Below are 19426 nucleotides of genomic sequence, written 5' to 3' on the forward strand. Positions count from 1 at the left end.
GCCGCCGCGGAACCGCCCCCGCCCCCCGCCCCGGGACCGCAGGATCCGCCCGGCCCGTCACAGCGGGACAACCCCGTGCCGGGGACGCCGGTGGCCTGGGGGCCCGGGTCCTCCCCGGGACCGCGTCCGGGAGTCTCATCGGACGACCATCCGACGGACCATGGGTGGCTGCCCGGTCACGCGGACCCCGCGCCGCCGGGTTCCCGGCGGCAGCCGGGGCCGGGAGGACCCGGCGCGGGCCATCCGGGAACGCCCGCGGGAGGCCCTCCCTGGCAGCCCGGATCGGGAGCACCCGCGGGAGGTCACCCCTGGCAGCCGGGGCCGGGAGCACCCGGCGCGGGCCATCCGCAGCCCGGACCGGGAACGCCCGCGGGAGGCCGCCCCTGGCAGCCCGGACCGGGAGCACCCGGCGGAGACCAGCCGCAGCGGCCCGGCCCGGGGGCGTCCGACCGGGGACACGGGCTGGGGACCGAGCTGTTCGCGATCGCGGGACAGGGCGGCAAGGGAGAGCAGACGACCACACCCGCCAAAACCCGGGTCGGTCTGATCGTCCTCATGGGGGTGGCGGCCGTCGCCCTGGTGGTGATCGTGATCGTGGCGGTGGCGGTCTTCGCGAACAAGGGCAGGAGCGGGGCGGCGCCCGCCGTACCGTATCCGGCGGCCGCCGCGCCGGCGGCCGTCCAGGCCGCCGCCACCCAGGACACCCCCGTCCGGGACGGCGCCTCCCCGTCGGTTTCCCCGGCGAGAGATGAGCACCACTCAAATTAAATTTCCGCTTTATCCCGCAGGACGCAGACTGGAACCATGAGCGAGTATCGGATCGAGCACGACTCGATGGGTGACGTACGGGTCCCGGCGGATGCGAAGTGGCGGGCGCAGACCCAGCGGGCGGTGGAGAACTTCCCCATCTCCGGGCGGGGGCTGGAGAGCCCGCACATCGCCGCGCTCGGCCTGATCAAGGCGATCGCCGCCGAGGTCAACGCCGGCCTGGGCGTCCTGGACAAGGAGCTGGCCCAGGCCATCGCCGAGGCCGCCACCGACGTCGCGGAGAACGAGTGGGACGGCGAGTTCCCCATCGACCTCTTCCAGACCGGCTCCGGCACCTCCTCCAACATGAACGCCAACGAGGTGATCGCCACCCTCGCCGAGCAGCGGCTGGGCCGCGCCGTCCACCCCAACGACCACGTCAACGCCTCGCAGTCGTCCAACGACGTCTTCCCCACCTCCATCCACGTCGCCGCCACGACCGAGGTGACCTACCACCTCATCCCGTCCCTGAGGCACCTGGCCACCGCGCTGCGGGAGAAGTCGTTCGAGTTCGACCAGGTGGTCAAGGCCGGCAGGACCCACCTGATGGACGCCACCCCGGTCACGCTCGGCCAGGAGTTCGGCGGCTACGCCACCCAGATCGACAACGCCATCGCCCGGGTGCGCAGCGCGATCCCCCACCTCGCCCAGCTCCCGCTGGGCGGCACGGCCGTCGGCACCGGCATCAACACCCCGCCCGGCTTCGCCTCCCAGGTCATCGGGAAGCTCCGCGAGGCCACCGGTCTGCCGTTCTCCGAGGCCCCCGACCACTTCGAGGCCCAGGGCGCCCGGGACGCCATCGTGGAGCTCTCCGGCCAGCTCCGCACGGTCGCGGTCTCGCTCAACAAGATCGCCAATGACCTCCGCTGGATGGGCTCGGGCCCCCGGGCCGGACTCGGTGAGATCAACCTGCCCGACCTCCAGCCCGGTTCGTCGATCATGCCCGGCAAGGTCAACCCGGTGATTCCCGAGGCCGTGTGCATGGTCGCCGCGCAGGTCATCGGGAACGACGCGGCCATCGCCTTCGCCGGAGCCTCGGGCACCTTCGAGCTCAACGTGATGCTGCCGGTCATCGCCCGCAACGCGCTGGAGTCCATCCGGCTGCTCGCCAACGCCTCCCGGCTGCTGGCCGACCGCTGCGTCCACGGCATCACGCCCAACGCCGAACGCCTCCGCGAGTACGCCGAGTCGTCCCCCTCGATCGTCACGCCGCTCAACCCCCACATCGGCTACGAGGAGGCCGCCAAGATAGCCAAGCAGGCCCTCGCGGAGCGCAAGACCATCCGCGAGGTCGTCATCGAGCGCGGCCACGTCGCCAGGGGCGCCCTCACCGAGGAGCAGCTCGACGCCCTCCTCGACGTGCTGTCCATGACCCGGCCGCCGTCGTAGGCCGCCCGTTCTGCTGACAGACTCGGGGCATGACGCAGATCAAGTTCTACGGCCGCCGTGATGTCTGGTCCGGACGGCGCCAGGAGATGTCGGACACCGTGCACGGCTGCCTGACCGAGGTGTGGCGGCTCCCCGCGGACAAGAGGTTCCACCGGTTCCTGCTGCTGGACGCCGAGGACCTCGTCTGCCCGCAGCGCGGCGAGCGGTATCTGATCGTGGAGATCATCTGTTTCCAGGGCCGGTCGGACGAGGCCAAGCGGGACCTGATCCGCACCCTGTTCGCCCGCGCCCAGGAGGAGCTCGACCTCCCGGCGGAGGACCTGGAGATCGTGATCCTGGAGTCGCCTCAGGTCAACTGGGGCATTCGCGGCGTGCCCGGTGACGAACTGGCGCTCACCTACCCGGTGACCGTCTGATCGTCGCGGGCCGGATCCCGCGCCCGGACGTGGACTTCCACGAGATCGGCAACGGTCTCTGGGACCGACGGCCTCCCCGGCGGGATCCGCCCCGCACACATAGGTCGCGGCAGGACTATGGCGGCCGGCGACATGGGCCGGGATTCGGCTGATTGCCTAGATTCGGCAGCATGAGCGACCTAGCGGGGCGGCGAGCCGTGGTGACCGGGGCGGGCAGCGGGATCGGGCGCGCCTGCGCGCGGCGGCTGGCCGCCGCCGGAGCGCATGTGGTGGTGGTCGACATGGACGCCGAGGCCGCGGTGGAGGTGGCGACGGAGGTCTCCGGGACACCGGTGGTCGCCGACCTGTCGGCTCCGGGCTTCGTGGACGCGCTGCCGGGCGACGTGGACATCGTGGTGAACAACGCCGGGTTCCAGCACCTCGCGCCGGTCGAGGACTTCCCGCCGGAGATCTTCTCGAAGATCCTCAAAGTCATGGTGGAGGCACCGTTCCTGCTGGCCCGGGCGGCTCTGCCGGGGATGTACGAGCGGGGCTGGGGGCGGATCGTCAACATCTCCTCGGTCCACGGGCTCCGTGCTTCGCCGTACAAGTCGGCATATGTCACTGCGAAACACGCGCTCGAAGGGCTGTCGAAGGTCATCGCCCTGGAAGGCGCCCCGCACGGCGTCACCTCCAACTGCGTCAGCCCCGCCTACGTCCGCACCCCGCTGGTGGAGAACCAGGTCGACGCCCAGGCCGAGAGCCACGGCATCGGCAGGGACGAGGTCGTGGAGCAGATCATGCTGGCCCCCGCCGCGATCAAGCGGCTGATCGAACCGGAGGAGGTCGCCGAGCTGGCCGCCTACCTGTGCGGCCCGCACGGCTCGTTCATCACGGGGACCTCCCTGCCCGTGGACGGCGGCTGGACGGCACGCTGAGCCGCGGCGCGCGGCGTCACCGTGGGACCGCGAGGGTGCGCCGGTGAGCTGGACCGAGGAGCGAGGGAGCGCAGCGGACGAGCGACGAGGGAAGCCACCGGTTACCAGCACCCGAGCCGCGGCGCGCAGCGTCGCCGTGAGAATGGAAGACATGAGCGCACGGGTCTTTCTCGAACTGCTGGCCAGAGAGGCGTCGGCGGTCGAGTTCGAGGGGCCCGTCCTGGCCGCCAGAGCCGGTGGGGCCGACGCGGCGACGCTGGCCGAGCTGGAGGAGGCCAAGCTCGCCGCGTTGAAGGTGCGGGCGCTGCTGCGGCGCAGGGCCAAGCGCGAGGCCGAGCTGTCGGCGCTGTTCGACACCGCGGGCGACCTGGCCGGCCTGCGGGACCTCGACGCCGTACTCGAAGCCATCGTGCACCGTGCCAGGCAGCTCCTGGGCACCGACGCCGCCTACATGACACTGCACGACTCCGAGCGGGGCGACACCTGGATGCGGGTGACCGACGGGTCGGTGTCGGCCAAGTTCCGCGCGCTCCGGCTGGCCATGGGCGCCGGGCTCGGTGGGCTGGTGGCCCAGACCGCCACGCCGTACGCGACGGCCGACTACTTCGCCGACGAGCGTTTCCGCCACAAGTTCCACATCGACGACGCGGTGACGGAGGAGGGCCTGGTCGCCATCCTGGGCGTGCCGCTCAAACTCGGCGCGCGGGTCATCGGGGTGCTCTTCGCGGCCAACCGGAGCGTGCGGCCGTTCACCCAGGACGAGGTGGTGCTGCTCGGCTCGCTGGCCGCGCACGCGGCGGTCGCGATCGACAACGCCCGGCTGCTGCAGGAGACCAGAAACGCCCTGGAGGAGCTCAGCGATGCCAACCGGCAGGTGAACGCGCACAGCGAGGCCGTGGAGCGGGCCGCGCTCGCGCACGACCGGATGACCGGGCTGGTGCTGCGCGGCGGCGGGGTCGAGGACGTCGCCGCCGTGGTCACCGAAGTGCTCGGCGGCTCGCTGGTCGTGCTGGACGACGTGGGACGGCCGATCACCGGCGACGCGGGCGAGCTGGCGGCGGGCATGCCCGCGGGGGAGGGCGGCCCCGCAGGAGCGCGGCAGGGGCCCGAGGCGACGGCGGCCGTGATCGCGGAGGCCGCGCGGTCGTCCCGGGCGCTGGGCCGTACCGTCAAGAAAGGCAATCTGCTGGTCGCCTCGGTGGACGTGGGGGCCGAGCCGCTGTGCACGCTCGTGCTGCGGGCCGACGGCCAGGTGGCGGACACCGACCAGCGCATCCTCGAACGGGCCGCGCTGGTCACCGCGCTGCTCCTGCTGTTCCGGCGGACGGTGGCCGAGGCGGAGGGCCGGGTCAGGGGTGAGCTGCTCGACGACCTGATCTCCCGTCCCGCCCTCGACGGCCTGGTCCAGCGGGCCCGGCGGGTCGGGGTGGAGCTGGAAGCCGATCACGTGGTGGTCGTGGTCCGCCACGGCGGCCGGCGCGAGCGCGCCGCCTTCTGGGCCTCCTCCCAGGCCACCCTGAGCCACGGCCTGGCGGCGCTGCGCGGGGACGAGGTGGTGCTGCTGCTGCCCGGCGACAGGCCCGGTCACCTGGCCAAACGGGTGGCGGCCGAGCTCAGCGCCTCCCTCGGCCACCCCGCCACCGCGGGCGCCTCCGGCCCGGTGCGCGGTCCCGCCGAGGTCGCCGCCGCCCACCGCGAGGCACAGCGCTGCGCCGACGCCCTGCTGGCCCTGGGCCGGGCCGGGGAGGGCGTGAGCGCCACCGAGCTGGGATTCGTCGGGCTGCTCGTCGGCGACGGCCGCGACATCGAGGCGTTCCTCGGCTCGGCGCTCGGACCGGTGATCGACTACGACGCCCGCAGGGGCACCGCCCTGGTGCGCACCCTCACCGCCTACTTCGGCACGGGCGCCTCGCTCTCCCGTACGGCCGAGGCCCTCCACATCCACGTCAACACCGTCACCCAGCGGCTGGACAGGATCGCCCAGCTCCTCGGCGCCGACTGGCAGGACCCGGAGCGCGCCCTGGAGATCCAGCTCGCCCTCCGCCTCCACCGCCTCAGCCACTAGGCCGAACGCGCCGCAGCCGGCCTCACAGCCCCTCCCGGGGGCCTGTGGGGCCGGCTGCGGCGTGTCTTCCCCCGCCTTCCCCTCGGCGCCCCTCGCGCCGGGCGGGGACATCCACATAGCCCGGCCACACGGTATGGAGGCCGGACCCATAGGAGTGACACCGGTCACTACGTACCGTGAGCCGACATCCCCCCAACAGCGCTACCCATTGGTGAGTGAGATGTCAGACAAACCCCGCACCCCCATCGGAAAGATCGTCGCAGCCAGCCTGATCGGCACGACGATCGAGTGGTATGACTTCTTCCTGTACGGCTCCGCCGCCGCGCTGGTCTTCCCCGCGCTCTTCTTCCCCGAATCGGACCCGCTCACCGGCACCCTGCTGGCCTTCCTCACCTACGCGGTCGGCTTCGTCGCCCGCCCGCTGGGCGCGCTGGTCTTCGGCCACTACGGCGACCGGCTCGGCCGTAAGAAGCTCCTGGTCATCAGCCTGCTGACGATGGGCGGCGCGACCTTCCTGATCGGCTGCCTGCCGACCCACGCCGCGGTCGGCGCGGCGGCCCCGCTGCTGCTGACCGCGCTCCGGCTCGTCCAGGGCTTCGCCCTCGGCGGCGAGTGGGGCGGCGCGGTGCTCATCGTCTCCGAGCACGGCGACACCGCGCGGCGCGGCTTCTGGGCCTCCTGGCCGCAGGCCGGCGCCCCCGGCGGCAACCTGCTGGCCACCGCCGTCCTCGCGGTCCTGGCCGCGGTCCAGTCCGACGAGGCCTTCCAGACCTGGGGCTGGCGCGTGCCGTTCCTGCTGTCGGGCGTGCTGGTGCTGCTCGGCCTCTGGATCCGGCTGTCCATCAGCGAGTCGCCGATCTTCCAGCAGGCCGTCGCCAACGCCAAGCCCTCCCGGAGCATGCCCATCGTGGAGGTCTTCCGGTACCACTGGCGTGACGTGATCACCGCGATCGGCGCCCGTTTCGCGGAGAACGTCTCCTACTACGTGCTCACCGCGTTCGTGCTGGTCTACGCGACGACCGAGGCCGGGTTGTCCAAGCCCGTCGTGCTCAACGCGGTGCTGATCGGATCCGCCGTCCACTTCTTCTCGATCCCCCTGTGGGGCGCGCTCTCCGACAAGCTCGGCCGCCGGCCGGTCTACCTGCTCGGCGCGGCCGGGGTGGGCCTGTGGTCCTTCGCGTTCTTCCCGCTGATCGACACCAGGAACTTCGCCGCGGTCACCCTGGCGGTGACGGTCGGCCTGATCCTGCACGGCGCGATGTACGGCCCGCAGGCGGCGTTCTTCTCCGAGCTGTTCGCCACGCGGATGCGCTACTCCGGCGTGTCGATCGGCGCCCAGCTCGCCTCGATCGTCGCCGGCGGCCTGGCCCCGCTGATCGCGGTGGCGCTGCTGGGCGCCTACGACTCCTCGTTCCCGGTCATGCTCTACGTGGCCGGCGCGGCCGTGCTCACCATGATCACCGTGTTCGTCTCCCGCGAGACCCGGGGCCGTGACCTCGCCACCCTCGGCGCCGCCGAGAACTCCACCACCCGCTGAGCCGTACGGAGAACATTCGATGCACCTGGACAACCGGCGGGTGCCCACCGCCCGGATCACGCAGAACGTGCTGTCGGCCGGCGAGACCGGGAGCGAGGCGGTCCTGTTCGTACACGGGAACGTGTCGAGCGCCGCCTTCTGGCGGGGCACGCTGGCGGCCCTGCCCGCCGACTACCGGTCGCTGGCGGTGGACCTGCGTGGCTTCGGCGACACCGATCCCGCGCCGGTCGACGCCACCCGCGGCCTGCGGGACTACTCCGACGACGTGCTCGCGCTGATCGACGCCCTCGGCCTCACCGGCGTGCACCTGGTGGGCTGGAGCCTGGGCGGCGGGGTCGTGCTCCAGGCGCTGCGCGACCGGCCGTCCGCCGTGCGGAGCGTGACGCTGGTCAACCCGGTCTCGCCGTACGGCTTCGGCGGCACGCACGGGCCGGACGGCGCGCTGAACCACCCCACCGGGGTGGGCGGCGGGGCGGGGGCGGCCAACCCCGACTTCGTGAGGCTGCTCGCGGCCGGGGACCGCTCGGACGACTCCCCGGTGTCACCGAGGAACGTCTTCCGGAGCACCTACGTCAAGCCCGGCACGGTGGTCGAGGACGAGGACGCCCTCGTGGAGTCGATGCTGTCCACCAGGGTCGGCGAGGACAACTATCCGGGCGACACGGTCTCCTCCGACGTGTGGCCGGGGGTCGCCCCGGGCACGCGAGGAGTGCTCAACGCGCTCGCCCCCACGTACTTCCGGCTGGACGACCTGCACGTGATCGACCCCAAGCCGCCGATCCTGTGGATCAGGGGGGAGGCCGACGTGATCGTCTCCGACACCTCGCTGTTCGACCTGGCCCACCTGGGCGCGCTCGGGGTCGTCCCCGGCTCGCCGGGCACCCCGGCGCAGCCGATGGTCACCCAGATCCGGGCCGCGCTGCGGCGGTACGGCGACCACAGCGAGGTCGTCCTCGACTGCGGACACAGCCCTCACATCGAGCGGCCCGAGGAGTTCCGCGCCGCCCTCGTCGACCACCTGAAGCGGAGTTGACCGATGCGCACACCGTCAGGATCCCGCGGGCGCGCCGTGCCCGCCGCCGGGCTCGGCGCCCTCACCGCCGTCATCACCGCCGCCGCCCTGCTGGCGGGCGCACCGGCCGCGGGCGCCGGGGTCTCCACCGGCCGGAACGCGGTGGACGGGCACTGCGCGCGGCTGGACCGGGTGACGGTCCCGGGGGCCGAGCACCAGGTGAAGGCCTGCCTGGACGACCTCACCACGGCGGGCACGACGGCCTCCGGGCACACCGACCCGTCCGACTGGGCGGGGCTGCACCCCGCGGGGACGGTCAATCCGAAGGACGTACCCGGCATCCAGGTCGACGGCTACTTCCCCGACACCTCGACCTCCAACACCACCCACGGCTGGAACCACGACTCCCAGTTCGTGCTCCGGCTGCCCGACAGGTGGAACGGCGGCCTGGTCGTGGCGGGCACCCCCGGCAACCGGGAGCAGTACGCCAACGACTTCACCATCTCCGACTGGGCGCTGGCCAAGGGCTACGCCTACGCGGTGACGGACAAGGGCAACGTCGGGGTCGGCTTCCACAGGGACGGCCGCCGGCCGGGTGACGCGGTCGCCGAGTGGAACCGGCGGGTCACCCAGGTGGCGGTCGCCGCCAAGGCGACCGTCGCGCGGCGCTACGGCAGGCCTCCCGAGCGGACCTACGCCGCGGGCATCTCCAACGGCGGGTACCTGGTCCGCTGGCAGCTGGAGAACCGGGCCTGGCTGTATGACGGCGGGGTCGACTGGGAGGGCACGCTCTGGCGGGTCAAGGGCGACAACCTGCTCACCTTCCTGCCACCCGCGCTGCGGGCCTACCCGAAGGGCGACACCCAGGCGATGTACGACGCCGGGTTCGCCAGGGGGTCGGAGTTCCTGTGGCCCTTCCACCACCAGTACTACTGGGACCTCACCCAGCGCCTCTACCGTGAGGAGCTCGACCCGGACTTCGACGGCGACACCGAGGCGGGCACGCCCTTCTGCGCGTCGGGCACCCCGGCCTGCGACGCCGACTACGACTACGACGCGCGCAGGCCGTACCGGGCGGTGGAGAGGATCGGGCTGACCGGCCGGATCGGCAAGCCGCTGATCACGATCCACGGGACGCTCGACACGCTGCTGCCGATCTCCCGCTCCGGGGACGTCTACGCGGGCATGGTCGGCGACCGCCGGCCGTTCCGGTACTACCGGATCACCGACGGCACCCACGTGGACAGCCTCTACGCCGCCTACCCGGACAGGATCCGCCCGATGCTGCCGTGCTTCCGCGGCGCGTTCGAGGCCCTGGAGGGGTGGGTGGAACGGCGGCAGAGCCCGCCGCCGAGCGCGACCCTGCCGCGTCCGGCGGGCGGAGACCCCGTCAACGACTGTCAGCTCGGCAGGTAGCGCTCCTGCACGGTCCGGGTCATCCGGGCCGCGTTCCGGGCCCCGGGCATCCGCAGCGCCACGCGCTTGAGCAGCCGGTACCGGGGCACGGGCGGCCCGGCGGCGGACTCGTGGATCTCCACCCGGCCGCCGCGGCCCATCCCGACCCGGAAGCGGAGCCCGGTCTCCTGGCCGTCCACCCGCAGGAACGGCACCCAGTCGCCCGGGGTGAGGGCGCCGTCGCGGGGCAGCAGCCGGATGGGGACCTTGGCGACCAGCCGTCCGGCGTGCTGTCCGGGCACGCCCGGCTCGACCAGGGCGGGCGCGCAGACCTCGCGCTCCCGGCGCACCGCGTGGCGCAGCACCAGCTCGGCGGGCGGCCCCCCGCTCGGCGGCACGTACGGCACGGGCACGACGACGAAGACGTGCTCGCGCTGCCGGGTGATCGTCGTTCCCGACGAGACCAGGACGATCGACTCGGCGAACGAGCGGGGCTCCACGCAGACGCCCAGCTCGCCCCTGTCGGACCACCAGGGGATGACCAGCCGCTTGGAGTAGTCGGCCAGCACCCCGGTGCAGTTCAGCGGGGACCCGGTGACGCGGGTGCGCGCGTGGTGGGCTCCGCCGTACATGCGCACGTGGATCTCCCAGAGGCCGGGCGGCAGCGGGTGGCCGAGGGCGGCGGAGCCGACGTCCAGCCGGGCCGTGCCGGTGGCCTGCAGCCTGACCCCGTTGCGGTGGCGCGAGCGCAGCATCGAGCAGGCCACCGGGAGGAAGTAGACGAGGCCGGTGTCCTCGTGCCTGACGTAGACCTCGAACCGGGCGCGGGAGGCGGCCTGGGAGACGTCCGCCATCTCGGGTGCGAGACGGAGGCCGTCGAGGGGCACGGGCGGCTCCCAGAGCAGGCCGTCCTCGCCGTACGGCAGGAAGCGGATCGGGGACCCGTCCCCCCGCATGATCTCCACGGCGAGGCCCATGATGAACACGCCGTCGTCCCAGACGACCTCCCTGAGGTCGGCCTGCAGGCGGGTGCCGCGCATGGCCTCGGCCAGCACGACCAACTGGTCGAGGCGGCCCGCGCGCAGCAGGGCGGCGCGGGCTCGCAGGTGCACGGGCAGGTGGGGGTCCAGGCGCGGGGGGAAGCGCTGGACCGCCAGTTCGCGCAGGGCGGTGAAGACGGCCGCCCGCTCCCTGGAGGAGGCGGCCAGGAACCTCCCTCCCCCCAGCCGGCGCAGCACCGAGGTGCGGAACCAGTGCGCGTACATCCGGTCGCGCTGGCGTCCCGCGGGAACCTCGAAGTCGATGATGTCGAGCAGCTCGCGCAGTTCCGCGCCCCAGACGTAGGGGTCGGCCCGCGGCTCGGGACGCTCGTCGACGTGGCAGCAGACCTGGTCGGCCAGGATGGCGATGACCTTGGCCCGCAGGTAGGCGCGGATCGCGAAGGCCTGCTCGGCCAGGCGCCCGCCGGGGTCGGCGAAGCTCAGCACCTCGGCGTCCAGGAAGGTCTTGCGGTAGAGCTTGTGCGGTGTGAGCAGCGAGAGCAGCCGGTCCCTGAAGAGGTCGGCCCGCTCCCGGTTGCCGTCGAACACGGTGGAGGGCGGCCCCTGGTCGTCGACCAGGCGTCCGATGAGGATGTCGGCGTCGGTCGCCACCGCGCGCTCGTACATCCGTTCCAGGGCGGTCCGTTCCAGGCGGTCCGTCTGCCCCATCAGGTAGACGTACTCGCCCTTGGCGATCGCCATCCCGATGTTGCGCGCGCGCATCGGCGAGCCGTCGGGGCCCAGATGGAGGACCCGCACGTTCGGCCGCACCGCCGCGACGGAGTCAAGACGCTGCTGGGTCCCGTCGTCCGACCCGTCGTCGGCGAAGATGACCTCGTATTCCTCCGAGGACATCGACTGCTCCAGCACCGAGCGGATACACGCGTCGGCGCTATCACCGGGGTTGTGCACCGGCACCACCACGCTGACCTTCACATCCATGCGGCCAAGCGTGCGATGCCCACGGCCGGGAGACGGCCAGACTTGCCGACTCCTGGTGTCTCAGTACCAGCCCTTGGCCTGGGAATGGCCCCAGGCACCACAAGGCGTACCGTAACGGCCCTTGATATAGCCGAGTCCCCACTCGATCTGGGTGGCCGCGTTGGTCTGCCAGTCGTTGCCGGCGCTGGCCATCTTGTGCCCGGGAAGCGACTGGGGGATGCCGTAGGCGCCGCTGTAGCGGTTCATCGCCCGCTCGTTCCAGCCGCTCTCCTTCATCCAGAGCTTCTCCAGGCAGCCCCACTGGTCGGCCCAGCCGCGCGCGTCCAGCATCTGCTTGCCCAGCGCCTTGTTGCCGGTGGGGTTGGCGGTGCCGGGCGGGAGCTGCTGCGGGTCGAAGCCGCCGCCTCCGGGCGCCTCCGTGGGGATCACGATCGGGTCCAGCTTCTTGCGCTTGCCGCGCTCGGCGGCCAGCTGGTTCTCCTTGAGCGCCTGGGCCGCCTGGGCCTTGAGGATGTCGGCCTCGGGGTCGGCGCCGAACGGGTCGTCGCCGAGCATCTTCGACAGGTCGTCCAGGCTGAGCGGCGCGGGCGGCGGGGCGGAGGCGTTCTGGATCGCGGTGTAGACGGTGAAGCTTCCACCGCCCACGAGGACCACGGCCACCGTGCCGAGGATGACGGCACGCTTGGGGGTCAGCCATCCCTGCTTCTTGGCCCTGACCGGCTTGCCGGCCGTACGGCGGGGGCGGGGAGCTGAGTGCTCCTTCAAGTGCGGCGGTCCTGAACTCACGACCTATGAGCTTGCCGTGGACAGGGGGGTGGTCCGCAACCCGAACGGGAGAGTTGGTTGGGGTTCCCCCGCCCGTCCGCCGATTTTTTTACCGCCTACTGGCTGGTTACATGGTCTTTCCTGACATTCGACCAGCTAAATGTGACTTTCATCACATTTACCGCTCAGGGCCCGCCCCACGTGCCCCTGCGCCGAGGGGGAGCGCCCTTGTCAGGGTGTCATCGCCGCATCCGGTTCCTGTCCGCCTCACGTCACAGTTCCGTGACGGTGCAGGCTTTATCGGGCATTGGACGAATAATTACCTGGTGGCCGGCATCCTCCTTGTTGAAGACGATCCCTCGGTCCGGACCGGGCTTGAGCTGGCGCTGTCGCGCCAGGGCCACTCCGTGACCTCCTACGCCAGTGGCGAGGAGGCGCTCGACCACATCCGGTCGCGCCGTCCGGAGATCGTCATTCTCGACGTCATGCTCCCCGGGATCGACGGGGTCGAGGTGTGCCGCCGCATCCGCAGGATGGACCAGTTGCCGGTCATCCTCCTCACCGCCAGGGGCGACGACCTCGACGTGGTCGTGGGGCTGGAGGCGGGAGCCGACGACTACGTGGTCAAACCGGTCGAGCCGCGCGTGCTGGACGCCCGGATCCGCGCCGTCCTGCGCCGGGTGGAGTCGGTCGCCTCCGACCGCATCACCTTCGGCGACCTGGTCGTCGACCGGGGGGCGCTCAAGGTGTCGCTGGCCGGCCGGGAGATCCACCTGACCCCCACCGAACTGCGGCTCCTGCTCGAACTGGTCCGCCACCCCGGCCAGGTGCTCAACCGCCGATACCTGCTGCGGGCCGTCTGGGACCACACCCACGTCGCCGACTCCCGGCTGGTGGACGCCTGCGTCCAGCGGGTCCGCGCCAAGATCGAGGCAGTGCCGGCCGAGCCCGACTTCATCCACACCGTCCGCGGATTCGGCTACCGGTTCAGCCCGCCGTGAAGCGTGCCTACACCGGGCTGCGCGGACGCCTGGTCATCACCTTCACCCTGATCGCGGTGGCGGCCTCCGCGCTGGTCGCGGGGATCGGCTACGAGCTCGTCAAACACCGCGTGATCGACCTCGCCGAGCAGGTGGCCGTGCGCGACGTGCGCGGCACCCTGGAAGGGACCAGGGTGCCCATCGGCGCGCTCTGGCCGGGCGACAGCCCGCCGACCGACGCGCAGATCAGCACGTTGCAGAAGAGCCTGCGCATGCGGGACGGCGGGGTGGTGGTCCGCTACGAGAGCTACCTCTACCCCGACGGCGACTTCAGCATGAACGACGTCCCCGCCGACCTCGATGCCGGGGCCGCACGGCGGATGGTGACCAAGCGCCAGGTGATCGACGGGAAGATGTGGCTGCTCATCGGCACCCCCGTGTGGCGGATAGAGCCCATCCACATCGCCCAGCCCACCGGAATGAGCGTCTTCGTGTTCGTCCCGCTCACCGCCGAGGAACAGCTCCTGACCGACCTGAGGCAGCCGCTGGCCGCCGCCGGGGCCATCATGCTGGTCATCGCTCTCGCCCTGGCCCTGGTACTGGCCCGGCGGGTGCTGCTGCCGGTCCGGCAGCTGGGCTCGGCGGCCCGCGCGCTCGGCGCCGGGCACCTGGACACCCGCCTTCCCGTGCACGGCCACGACGAGCTCGCCGAGCTCACCGCGACGTTCAACGAGACCGCGGTCGCCCTGGAGAGCAGCGTGTCGGAGCTGCGTTCCCTGGAGGCGATGTCACGCCGGTTCGTGGCCGACGTCTCGCACGAGCTCAGGACCCCGCTGACCGCGATGACCGCGGTGGCCGACATGCTCTCCGAGGAGGCCGAACGGCTGCCCCAGGAGCCGGCGACCGCCGTACGGCTGGTGCTGCGGGAGATCGGGCGGCTGCGGACCCTGGTGGAGCAGCTCATCGAGACGAGCCGGTTCGACTCGGGCACGGCCACGCTGCACGTGGACACCGTGAACGTCGCCGACGCGGTCCGGGACTGCCTGGAGCTGCGCGGCTGGTCGGACCAGGTGCGGGTGAACGTGCCACAGGGGCTGGCCTTCTCCGTCGACCCCCTGCGCTTCGACGTGATCCTGGCGAACCTGGTGGGCAACGCCCTGCGCCACGGCGAGCGCCCCGTCGTGGTGACCGCCCGCAGTACCCCGAACGGCCTGGAGGTGAAGGTGCGCGACCACGGCAAGGGCATCCCCCCGGCGGACCTGGAACACGTGTTCAACCGCTTCTACAAGGCGGGCGTCCGAGGTGACGGGAGCGGGCTCGGCCTGTCCATCGCGCGGGCCAACGCCCACCTGCACGGCGGCACCATCTCGGTGCGCCCGCAGGATCCGGGCACGCTCTTCACGCTCTGGCTGCCCTCGGCATGAGGCTCCGTGTCCCGGCCGCCCCCGGCCCGAGGCGGCTCGCGTGCCTGCTCGCCGCGGTCCTGACGCTGTGCGGCTGCGGAGTGGCCCCCACCCCGGTCGAGGACCGGGGCCGCCCTCCGGTGATCAGCTACAGCCCCACGTGGGTGACGGTCTACCTGCTGCGCGACGGACGGCTGGAACCCGCCAACATCCCCGTGGCCTCCGACTCCGCCAAGGACATCATCTCCACCCTGTTCCGGGCCGGGAAACAGCCGCCGAGGCAGGGGCTGAGCAGCGCGCTCAGCAAATTCAGCCACTACGACACCGACACCACCCGATACTCCGAGCCGGCCCAGCGCAACGACCCCGGGGGCAAGCTGGGATACCGGCTGAACGTGATCATCACCGGAGAGGGCGCGCTCTCCAGGGCGGGCCTCGCCCAGATCACCTGCACCATCAGGCAGAACAAGCAGGAGAGCATCTGGAGCGTCGAGGTCACCCGGCTGTTCCCGGGGACCCCGCAGTCGCTCGGGGAGCACACCTGCTTCGAGTTCCGGGACCTCGCGGCCGAAGGCGTGCGGCTGCCCCCGTGACCGGGCCGGGTCCCGCGGACCCCCGCGTGCGGCCGCCGGATGGCGACCGCCGGGACGGGTCCGCGGGACGGGCCTCAGATCGTGACGTCCTCCAGCATCTCGGTGACCAGGGCGGCGATCGGCGAGCGCTCCGAACGGGTCAGCGTGACGTGCGCGAACAGCGGATGCCCCTTGAGCTTCTCCACCACCGCCACCACGCCGTCGTGCCTGCCCACCCGGAGGTTGTCGCGCTGGGCGACGTCATGGGTGAGCACGACCCTGGAGTTGGCGCCGATCCGGCTCAGCACCGTCAGGAGCACCCCGCGCTCCAGCGACTGCGCCTCGTCCACGATCACGAAGGCGTCGTGCAGGGAGCGGCCGCGGATGTGGGTGAGGGGGAGGACCTCCAGCATGCCCCTGTCCATGACCTCCTCGATCACCTCGGGCGTGGTGACCGCGCCCAGGGTGTCGTAGACGGCCTGGCCCCACGGGCCCATCTTCTCGTTCTCGGAGCCGGGCAGGTAGCCCAGGTCCTGGCCGCCCACGGCGTACAGCGGGCGGAAGACGATGACCTTGCGGTGCTGGCGGCGCTCCAGGACGGCCTCCAGGCCGGCGCAGAGGGCGAGGGCGGACTTGCCGGTGCCCGCCCGGCCGCCCATCGAGACGATGCCGACCTCGGGGTCCATCAGGAGGTCGAGCGCGATGCGCTGCTCGGCGGAACGGCCGTGCAGGCCGAACACCTCCCGGTCGCCGCGGACCAGCCGCACCGACTTGTCGGGCAGCACCCGGCCCAGCGCGGAACCCCGGCCGGACAGCAGCCGCAGGCCGGTGTGGGTGGGGAGGTCACGGGCCTCGGCCAGGTCGGCGGTGCCGTGCTCGAACAGCGACTCGATGTCCTCCGCGGTCACCTGGAGCTCGGCCATGCCGGTCCAGCCGGACTCCACCACCAGCTCGGCGCGGTATTCCTCCGCGGCGAGGCCGATGGAGGCCGCCTTGACGCGCATCGGCAGGTCCTTGGAGACCAGCACCACGTCGCGTCCCTCGGCGGCGAGTGTCCGCGCCACGGTGAGGATACGGGTGTCGTTGTCACCGAGCCGGAAGCCGACGGGCAGGATCGACGGGTCGCTGTGGTTGAGCTCGACCCGGATGCTGCCCTCGCCGACCGGCATGGGCTCGTCCAACCGCCCGTGTGTCACCCGCAGGTCGTCGAGGTACCTCAGCGCCTTGCGCGCGAAGTATCCGAGTTCTGGATGATGGCGTTTGCCCTCCAACTCGGTGATGACGACGATCGGGAGGACGACCTCATGCTCTGCGAAGCGGCTCATCGCCGCTGGATCAGCCAGCAGTACCGAGGTGTCCAGGACGTACGTACGCCGATTGGTGACCGGCGACGTGGGTGAGGACGAAGGGTTTGCCACGCGTTCTCCCCCGGGCGCCATGGGGGGCGCCCTGCCATGAGCTGGGATGCGGACCGGACCCGGGCCCACGCTCGCGGCTTGCCGAGGAGGCGCCGGTGACCGGCCCTCCTTGGCAGTCGTGACGCAAAGGCGGGCCCTCTCCGGAGTAGGCGAGCTGCGCCCGCCTACTTGTTACGGTACGTCCTGAATACCCACCTTCCAAAGGCACAAGCCTGTCCGAAAGGGGGTGTTCATGCTGTCTTTCAGTTCCCGTACCGTCGATGCCGCGCGGCGTACGAACGGAGAGCCCGCAAGAAGTCGACCCTGCGGAAGTCAGGCCAGTAGGCCTCGCAGAAGTAGAACTCGGAGTGGGCGCTCTGCCAGAGCAGGAAGCCGGAGAGGCGCTGCTCTCCCGAGGTCCGGATGACGAGATCCGGGTCGGGCTGACCGCGCGTGTAGAGATGCTCCGCGATGTGCTCGACATCGAGGACCTCGACCAGGTCCTCGATGCTCGCGCCCTTGCTGGCGTGCTCCTGGAGAAGGGAGCGCACCGCATCAGCGATCTCACGCCTTCCTCCATACCCAACAGCAACGTTCACAATCAAACCGGGACGGTGTGATGTCTCTTCTTTTGCGTTTTTCAGGACATGCGCCGTGTGATCAGGCAGAAGATCAAGCGCTCCCATGGGGTTGATGTGCCATCCGTCGGCGACGAGCTCCTGGACCACGTCCTCGATGATCTTCACGAGGAGGTCCAGCTCGTCCTTCGACCGGTTGATGTTCTCGCTCGACAGCAGCCACACGGTGACGACCTCGACACCGGCCTCGCGGCACCAGCCGAGAAGCTCGGAGATCTTGTCGGCGCCCTTGCGATGACCTCGGCTGACGTCGTCGATGCCCATCGACCGCGCCCAGCGCCGGTTCCCGTCGACGATGACGCCGACGTGCCGGGGGGCCATCTCCTTCTGGCGGGACAGCTTCGCCTCCAGCCGCCGTTCGTACAGCCGGTAGACGAGATCGCGCACGCCCATTGGAGTCCCTCCCCCCAACGCCCGACGTCGAAGGGCGCTGACAGGCAATTATCACCGCCCAGAAGACCTCTCCGCCCCGTCTATCGGGTTCGGGTTGAGTTGCCGGACTTCTGCGGCGCCAGACACTCTTCCGCCTCCGTGACGAGCGCCGCCACGAAGGCGCCCAGCTCAGCCGAGGTGAGCACCGCCCGCATGCCCACGCCGCCGCCGCCCCAGGCCTCCACGAACGCCCTCCTGGTCAGCCGCCACTCGCCGGAACTCCCTCGCTGGGCGGGGATCCAGACCGGGATGGTCCGCAGCTGACAGCGGAGTTCGCCCCCGCTGACGACCCCGTTCCTGGCCCGGTAACGAAAGGCGAACAGTTCCTCCTCGTCGGGGAACCGGTCGTCGGGGTCGGGCCACTGCGCCCCGGGGGCGGCACGGGCCTCGGCGACGCCCTTGGCCAGCCGGACGAGGAGCCAGCCGCACCGCTCCCCCACCGTGCCGTAGAGCGTGCCGTCGCGGTGGAGCTCCAGCGTGACCTCGTACGGGGAGCCGACGCTGTCCCGGCACGCCACCGGCGTAACGGTCAGATACGACCCATCAAGACAACGCAGTCCCCCCACCTCACAGAGGTTATCCCCGGCACAGCCTGCCAAAACGTTCTCAACGCCAGCCGTGCTCGCGCCACCCGGCCGGCTGGTGCCACTCCGTCCAGCCGTATCCCGACCTGCCGTCCTCGGCCTCGAACCGGCACAGGGCGCGCGGGAAGCGGGCGACCGCGCCGTCCGGCGAGGTCACCGTCACCGGGGCGAAGGCGAGGGGGGTGGCGGTCATCGGCGCGCCCGGCACCGCCAGCCGCGAAAGCACGGGGAAGCCGTCCTCGCCGAACTCGGTCGCCGCGGTGAAGCCCTCCCGATGGTCGAGCGGGCCGTCCGGCGGGACCGTGAAGCAGGGCCAGGGCATCTCGAAGCCGACGTTGGCCCGCATGCCGTGGAAGAACGTGCCGTCGTCGAGCCGCCCGGAGCTCCACAGCCAGGAGACATCCCACCAGTCGCGCTCACCCCAGCTGTGGTCGCGCTCGCCGTACCCGGAGAAGGGGATCTCCTCACCGCCCACCCTGATCACGCCGCCGACCCTGCAGGGGATCTCGTAGCGCGGGATGAACCCGTAGGGGTAGACCCCGCCGACGGTCTCCCACTCCAGGTCGAACTCCAGCGAGGTCGTGGCTCCCCCGCCCGGCCCGGCGCCGGGCCGCCCCGGATCCTCCAGTACGGCGGCGGCCCCGGCCTCCAGCGTCAGCCTGAAGGAGCGCATGGGGGCCACCACCTCCTGGGTGGCCCGGTAGTCCCGGCCCCGCACCGCGAGGTCGGGCCCGGGGAGCGGGACGTGGTCGTCGGCGAGCAGCACCAGCGGCCGGTCCCTGCCGACCAGGCACGCCCAGTACCAGGCGCGGCCCCAGTTGGGGTACAGGCCCAGCCGGACGTATCCGGCGACGGAGCCGTCCTCGGCCGCGAAGTCGAGATAGAAGGACTCGCTCCACAGCAGCTCGCCGCCGACCGGATGGACCCCCTCGTCCGCCTCTCCCAGCGGCCACGTTCCATGATCGACGATCTTCACCACGGCCCACTCCCATGCAAGCGCTTGGCCATACGATCGGGCCAACCTAACCGACCGCGCCCCCACGGGACAGCCCTCAGCGCTCTCCCCCGCCACGACCGTCGCCATCAGGGGCGCCGGTGGGACCGGGAGGGCCCGAGGGCCCGGAGGGACCGGGAA

Annotated in this window: 17 protein-coding genes; 11 read left to right on the forward strand and 6 right to left on the reverse strand. The window is 71.7% G+C overall.

Annotated features, from left to right (window positions below; genetic code table 11):
* Positions 1-555 precede the first annotated feature (555 nt).
* From CA984_RS30465 to CA984_RS30500, 8 genes are all read left to right on the forward strand, one after another.
* Positions 556-768 (forward strand): hypothetical protein, encoded by a 213-nt coding sequence (locus CA984_RS30465; RefSeq protein WP_086576948.1) that lies wholly within the window; start codon positions 556-558, stop codon positions 766-768.
* Positions 769-804: 36 nt separating this feature from the next.
* Positions 805-2196, forward strand: a complete 1392-nt coding sequence (locus CA984_RS30470) for a class II fumarate hydratase (protein ID WP_086576949.1) — start codon at positions 805-807, stop codon at positions 2194-2196.
* Between the two features lie 29 nt (positions 2197-2225).
* Positions 2226-2612, forward strand: a complete 387-nt coding sequence (locus tag CA984_RS30475) for a tautomerase family protein (RefSeq protein WP_086576950.1) — start codon at positions 2226-2228, stop codon at positions 2610-2612.
* Positions 2613-2782: 170 nt separating this feature from the next.
* Positions 2783-3529: a 3-hydroxybutyrate dehydrogenase gene (locus CA984_RS30480; protein ID WP_086576951.1), complete on the forward strand. Its 747-nt coding sequence runs from the start codon at positions 2783-2785 to the stop codon at positions 3527-3529.
* Between the two features lie 151 nt (positions 3530-3680).
* Positions 3681-5594, forward strand: coding sequence for a helix-turn-helix domain-containing protein (locus tag CA984_RS30485; RefSeq protein WP_242676261.1), 1914 nt, complete (start codon positions 3681-3683; stop codon positions 5592-5594).
* Positions 5595-5814: 220 nt separating this feature from the next.
* Positions 5815-7131, forward strand: coding sequence for an MFS transporter (locus CA984_RS30490; protein ID WP_108724634.1), 1317 nt, complete (start codon positions 5815-5817; stop codon positions 7129-7131).
* A 19-nt stretch (positions 7132-7150) separates the two neighbouring features.
* Entirely contained in the window at positions 7151-8164 is a 1014-nt protein-coding gene (locus tag CA984_RS30495; RefSeq protein ID WP_086576954.1) for an alpha/beta fold hydrolase, read from the forward strand.
* A 3-nt stretch (positions 8165-8167) separates the two neighbouring features.
* Complete coding sequence (locus tag CA984_RS30500) at positions 8168-9559, forward strand: 3-hydroxybutyrate oligomer hydrolase family protein (RefSeq protein WP_108724635.1); 1392 nt, start codon at positions 8168-8170, stop codon at positions 9557-9559.
* Here the strand turns inward: CA984_RS30500 and CA984_RS30505 are convergent.
* Both CA984_RS30505 and CA984_RS30510 read right to left on the reverse strand, forming a co-directional pair.
* Positions 9544-11520: a glycosyltransferase family 2 protein gene (locus CA984_RS30505; RefSeq protein ID WP_086576955.1), complete on the reverse strand. Its 1977-nt coding sequence runs from the start codon at positions 11518-11520 to the stop codon at positions 9544-9546. The two genes, CA984_RS30500 and CA984_RS30505, sit on opposite strands and share 16 nt — an antisense overlap.
* Positions 11521-11580: 60 nt before the next feature.
* Entirely contained in the window at positions 11581-12285 is a 705-nt protein-coding gene (locus CA984_RS30510) for an aggregation-promoting factor C-terminal-like domain-containing protein (RefSeq protein ID WP_031163198.1), read from the reverse strand.
* 326 nt (positions 12286-12611) lie between these two features.
* On the opposite strand from CA984_RS30510, the gene CA984_RS30515 reads away from it, so the two are divergent.
* The 3 genes from CA984_RS30515 to CA984_RS30525 are packed head-to-tail and all read left to right on the forward strand — an operon-like array spanning position 12612 to position 15261.
* Positions 12612-13286, forward strand: coding sequence for a response regulator transcription factor (locus tag CA984_RS30515; protein ID WP_086576956.1), 675 nt, complete (start codon positions 12612-12614; stop codon positions 13284-13286).
* The gene (locus CA984_RS30520; RefSeq protein ID WP_086576957.1) at positions 13283-14689 is read left to right on the forward strand and encodes a sensor histidine kinase; all 1407 of its coding nucleotides are present in this window, start codon (positions 13283-13285) and stop codon (positions 14687-14689) included. Before CA984_RS30515 ends, CA984_RS30520 begins: the two co-directional genes overlap by 4 nt.
* A complete protein-coding gene (locus CA984_RS30525; protein WP_086576958.1) occupies positions 14686-15261 on the forward strand; it encodes a hypothetical protein in 576 nt (191 codons plus the stop codon). Before CA984_RS30520 ends, CA984_RS30525 begins: the two co-directional genes overlap by 4 nt.
* 74 nt (positions 15262-15335) lie before the next feature.
* Here CA984_RS30525 and CA984_RS30530 read toward each other — a convergent pair whose 3' ends face one another.
* From CA984_RS30530 to CA984_RS30545, 4 genes are all read right to left on the reverse strand, one after another.
* On the reverse strand, positions 15336-16679 hold the full coding sequence (locus CA984_RS30530) for an RNA 5'-3' helicase PhoH2 (protein ID WP_086576959.1): 1344 nt from the start codon (positions 16677-16679) through the stop codon (positions 15336-15338).
* Between the two features lie 221 nt (positions 16680-16900).
* Positions 16901-17668, reverse strand: coding sequence for an isoprenyl transferase (locus CA984_RS30535; protein WP_086576960.1), 768 nt, complete (start codon positions 17666-17668; stop codon positions 16901-16903).
* A gap of 80 nt (positions 17669-17748) precedes the next feature.
* Complete coding sequence (locus tag CA984_RS30540) at positions 17749-18225, reverse strand: hypothetical protein (RefSeq protein WP_086576961.1); 477 nt, start codon at positions 18223-18225, stop codon at positions 17749-17751.
* An 88-nt stretch (positions 18226-18313) separates the two neighbouring features.
* Positions 18314-19270, reverse strand: coding sequence for a DUF7064 domain-containing protein (locus CA984_RS30545; protein ID WP_086576962.1), 957 nt, complete (start codon positions 19268-19270; stop codon positions 18314-18316).
* Between the last annotated feature and the right edge of the window lie 156 nt (positions 19271-19426).

Origin of the sequence: Streptosporangium minutum, from assembly GCF_002149035.1 — a bacterium.
In the GTDB taxonomy this organism is placed as follows: domain Bacteria; phylum Actinomycetota; class Actinomycetes; order Streptosporangiales; family Streptosporangiaceae; genus Streptosporangium; species Streptosporangium minutum.

Coding starts and splice junctions, on each gene's coding strand:
- CA984_RS30500 (WP_108724635.1), top strand. CDS start 8,168: ATGCGCACACCGTCAGGATCCCGCGGGCGCGCCGTGCCCGCCGCCGGG.
- CA984_RS30490 (WP_108724634.1), top strand. CDS start 5,815: ATGTCAGACAAACCCCGCACCCCCATCGGAAAGATCGTCGCAGCCAGC.
- CA984_RS30505 (WP_086576955.1), bottom strand. CDS start 11,520: ATGGATGTGAAGGTCAGCGTGGTGGTGCCGGTGCACAACCCCGGTGAT.
- CA984_RS30475 (WP_086576950.1), top strand. CDS start 2,226: ATGACGCAGATCAAGTTCTACGGCCGCCGTGATGTCTGGTCCGGACGG.
- CA984_RS30480 (WP_086576951.1), top strand. CDS start 2,783: ATGAGCGACCTAGCGGGGCGGCGAGCCGTGGTGACCGGGGCGGGCAGC.
- CA984_RS30525 (WP_086576958.1), top strand. CDS start 14,686: ATGAGGCTCCGTGTCCCGGCCGCCCCCGGCCCGAGGCGGCTCGCGTGC.
- CA984_RS30530 (WP_086576959.1), bottom strand. CDS start 16,679: ATGGCGCCCGGGGGAGAACGCGTGGCAAACCCTTCGTCCTCACCCACG.
- CA984_RS30465 (WP_086576948.1), top strand. CDS start 556: ATGGGGGTGGCGGCCGTCGCCCTGGTGGTGATCGTGATCGTGGCGGTG.
- CA984_RS30535 (WP_086576960.1), bottom strand. CDS start 17,668: ATGGGCGTGCGCGATCTCGTCTACCGGCTGTACGAACGGCGGCTGGAG.
- CA984_RS30470 (WP_086576949.1), top strand. CDS start 805: ATGAGCGAGTATCGGATCGAGCACGACTCGATGGGTGACGTACGGGTC.
- CA984_RS30485 (WP_242676261.1), top strand. CDS start 3,681: ATGAGCGCACGGGTCTTTCTCGAACTGCTGGCCAGAGAGGCGTCGGCG.
- CA984_RS30495 (WP_086576954.1), top strand. CDS start 7,151: ATGCACCTGGACAACCGGCGGGTGCCCACCGCCCGGATCACGCAGAAC.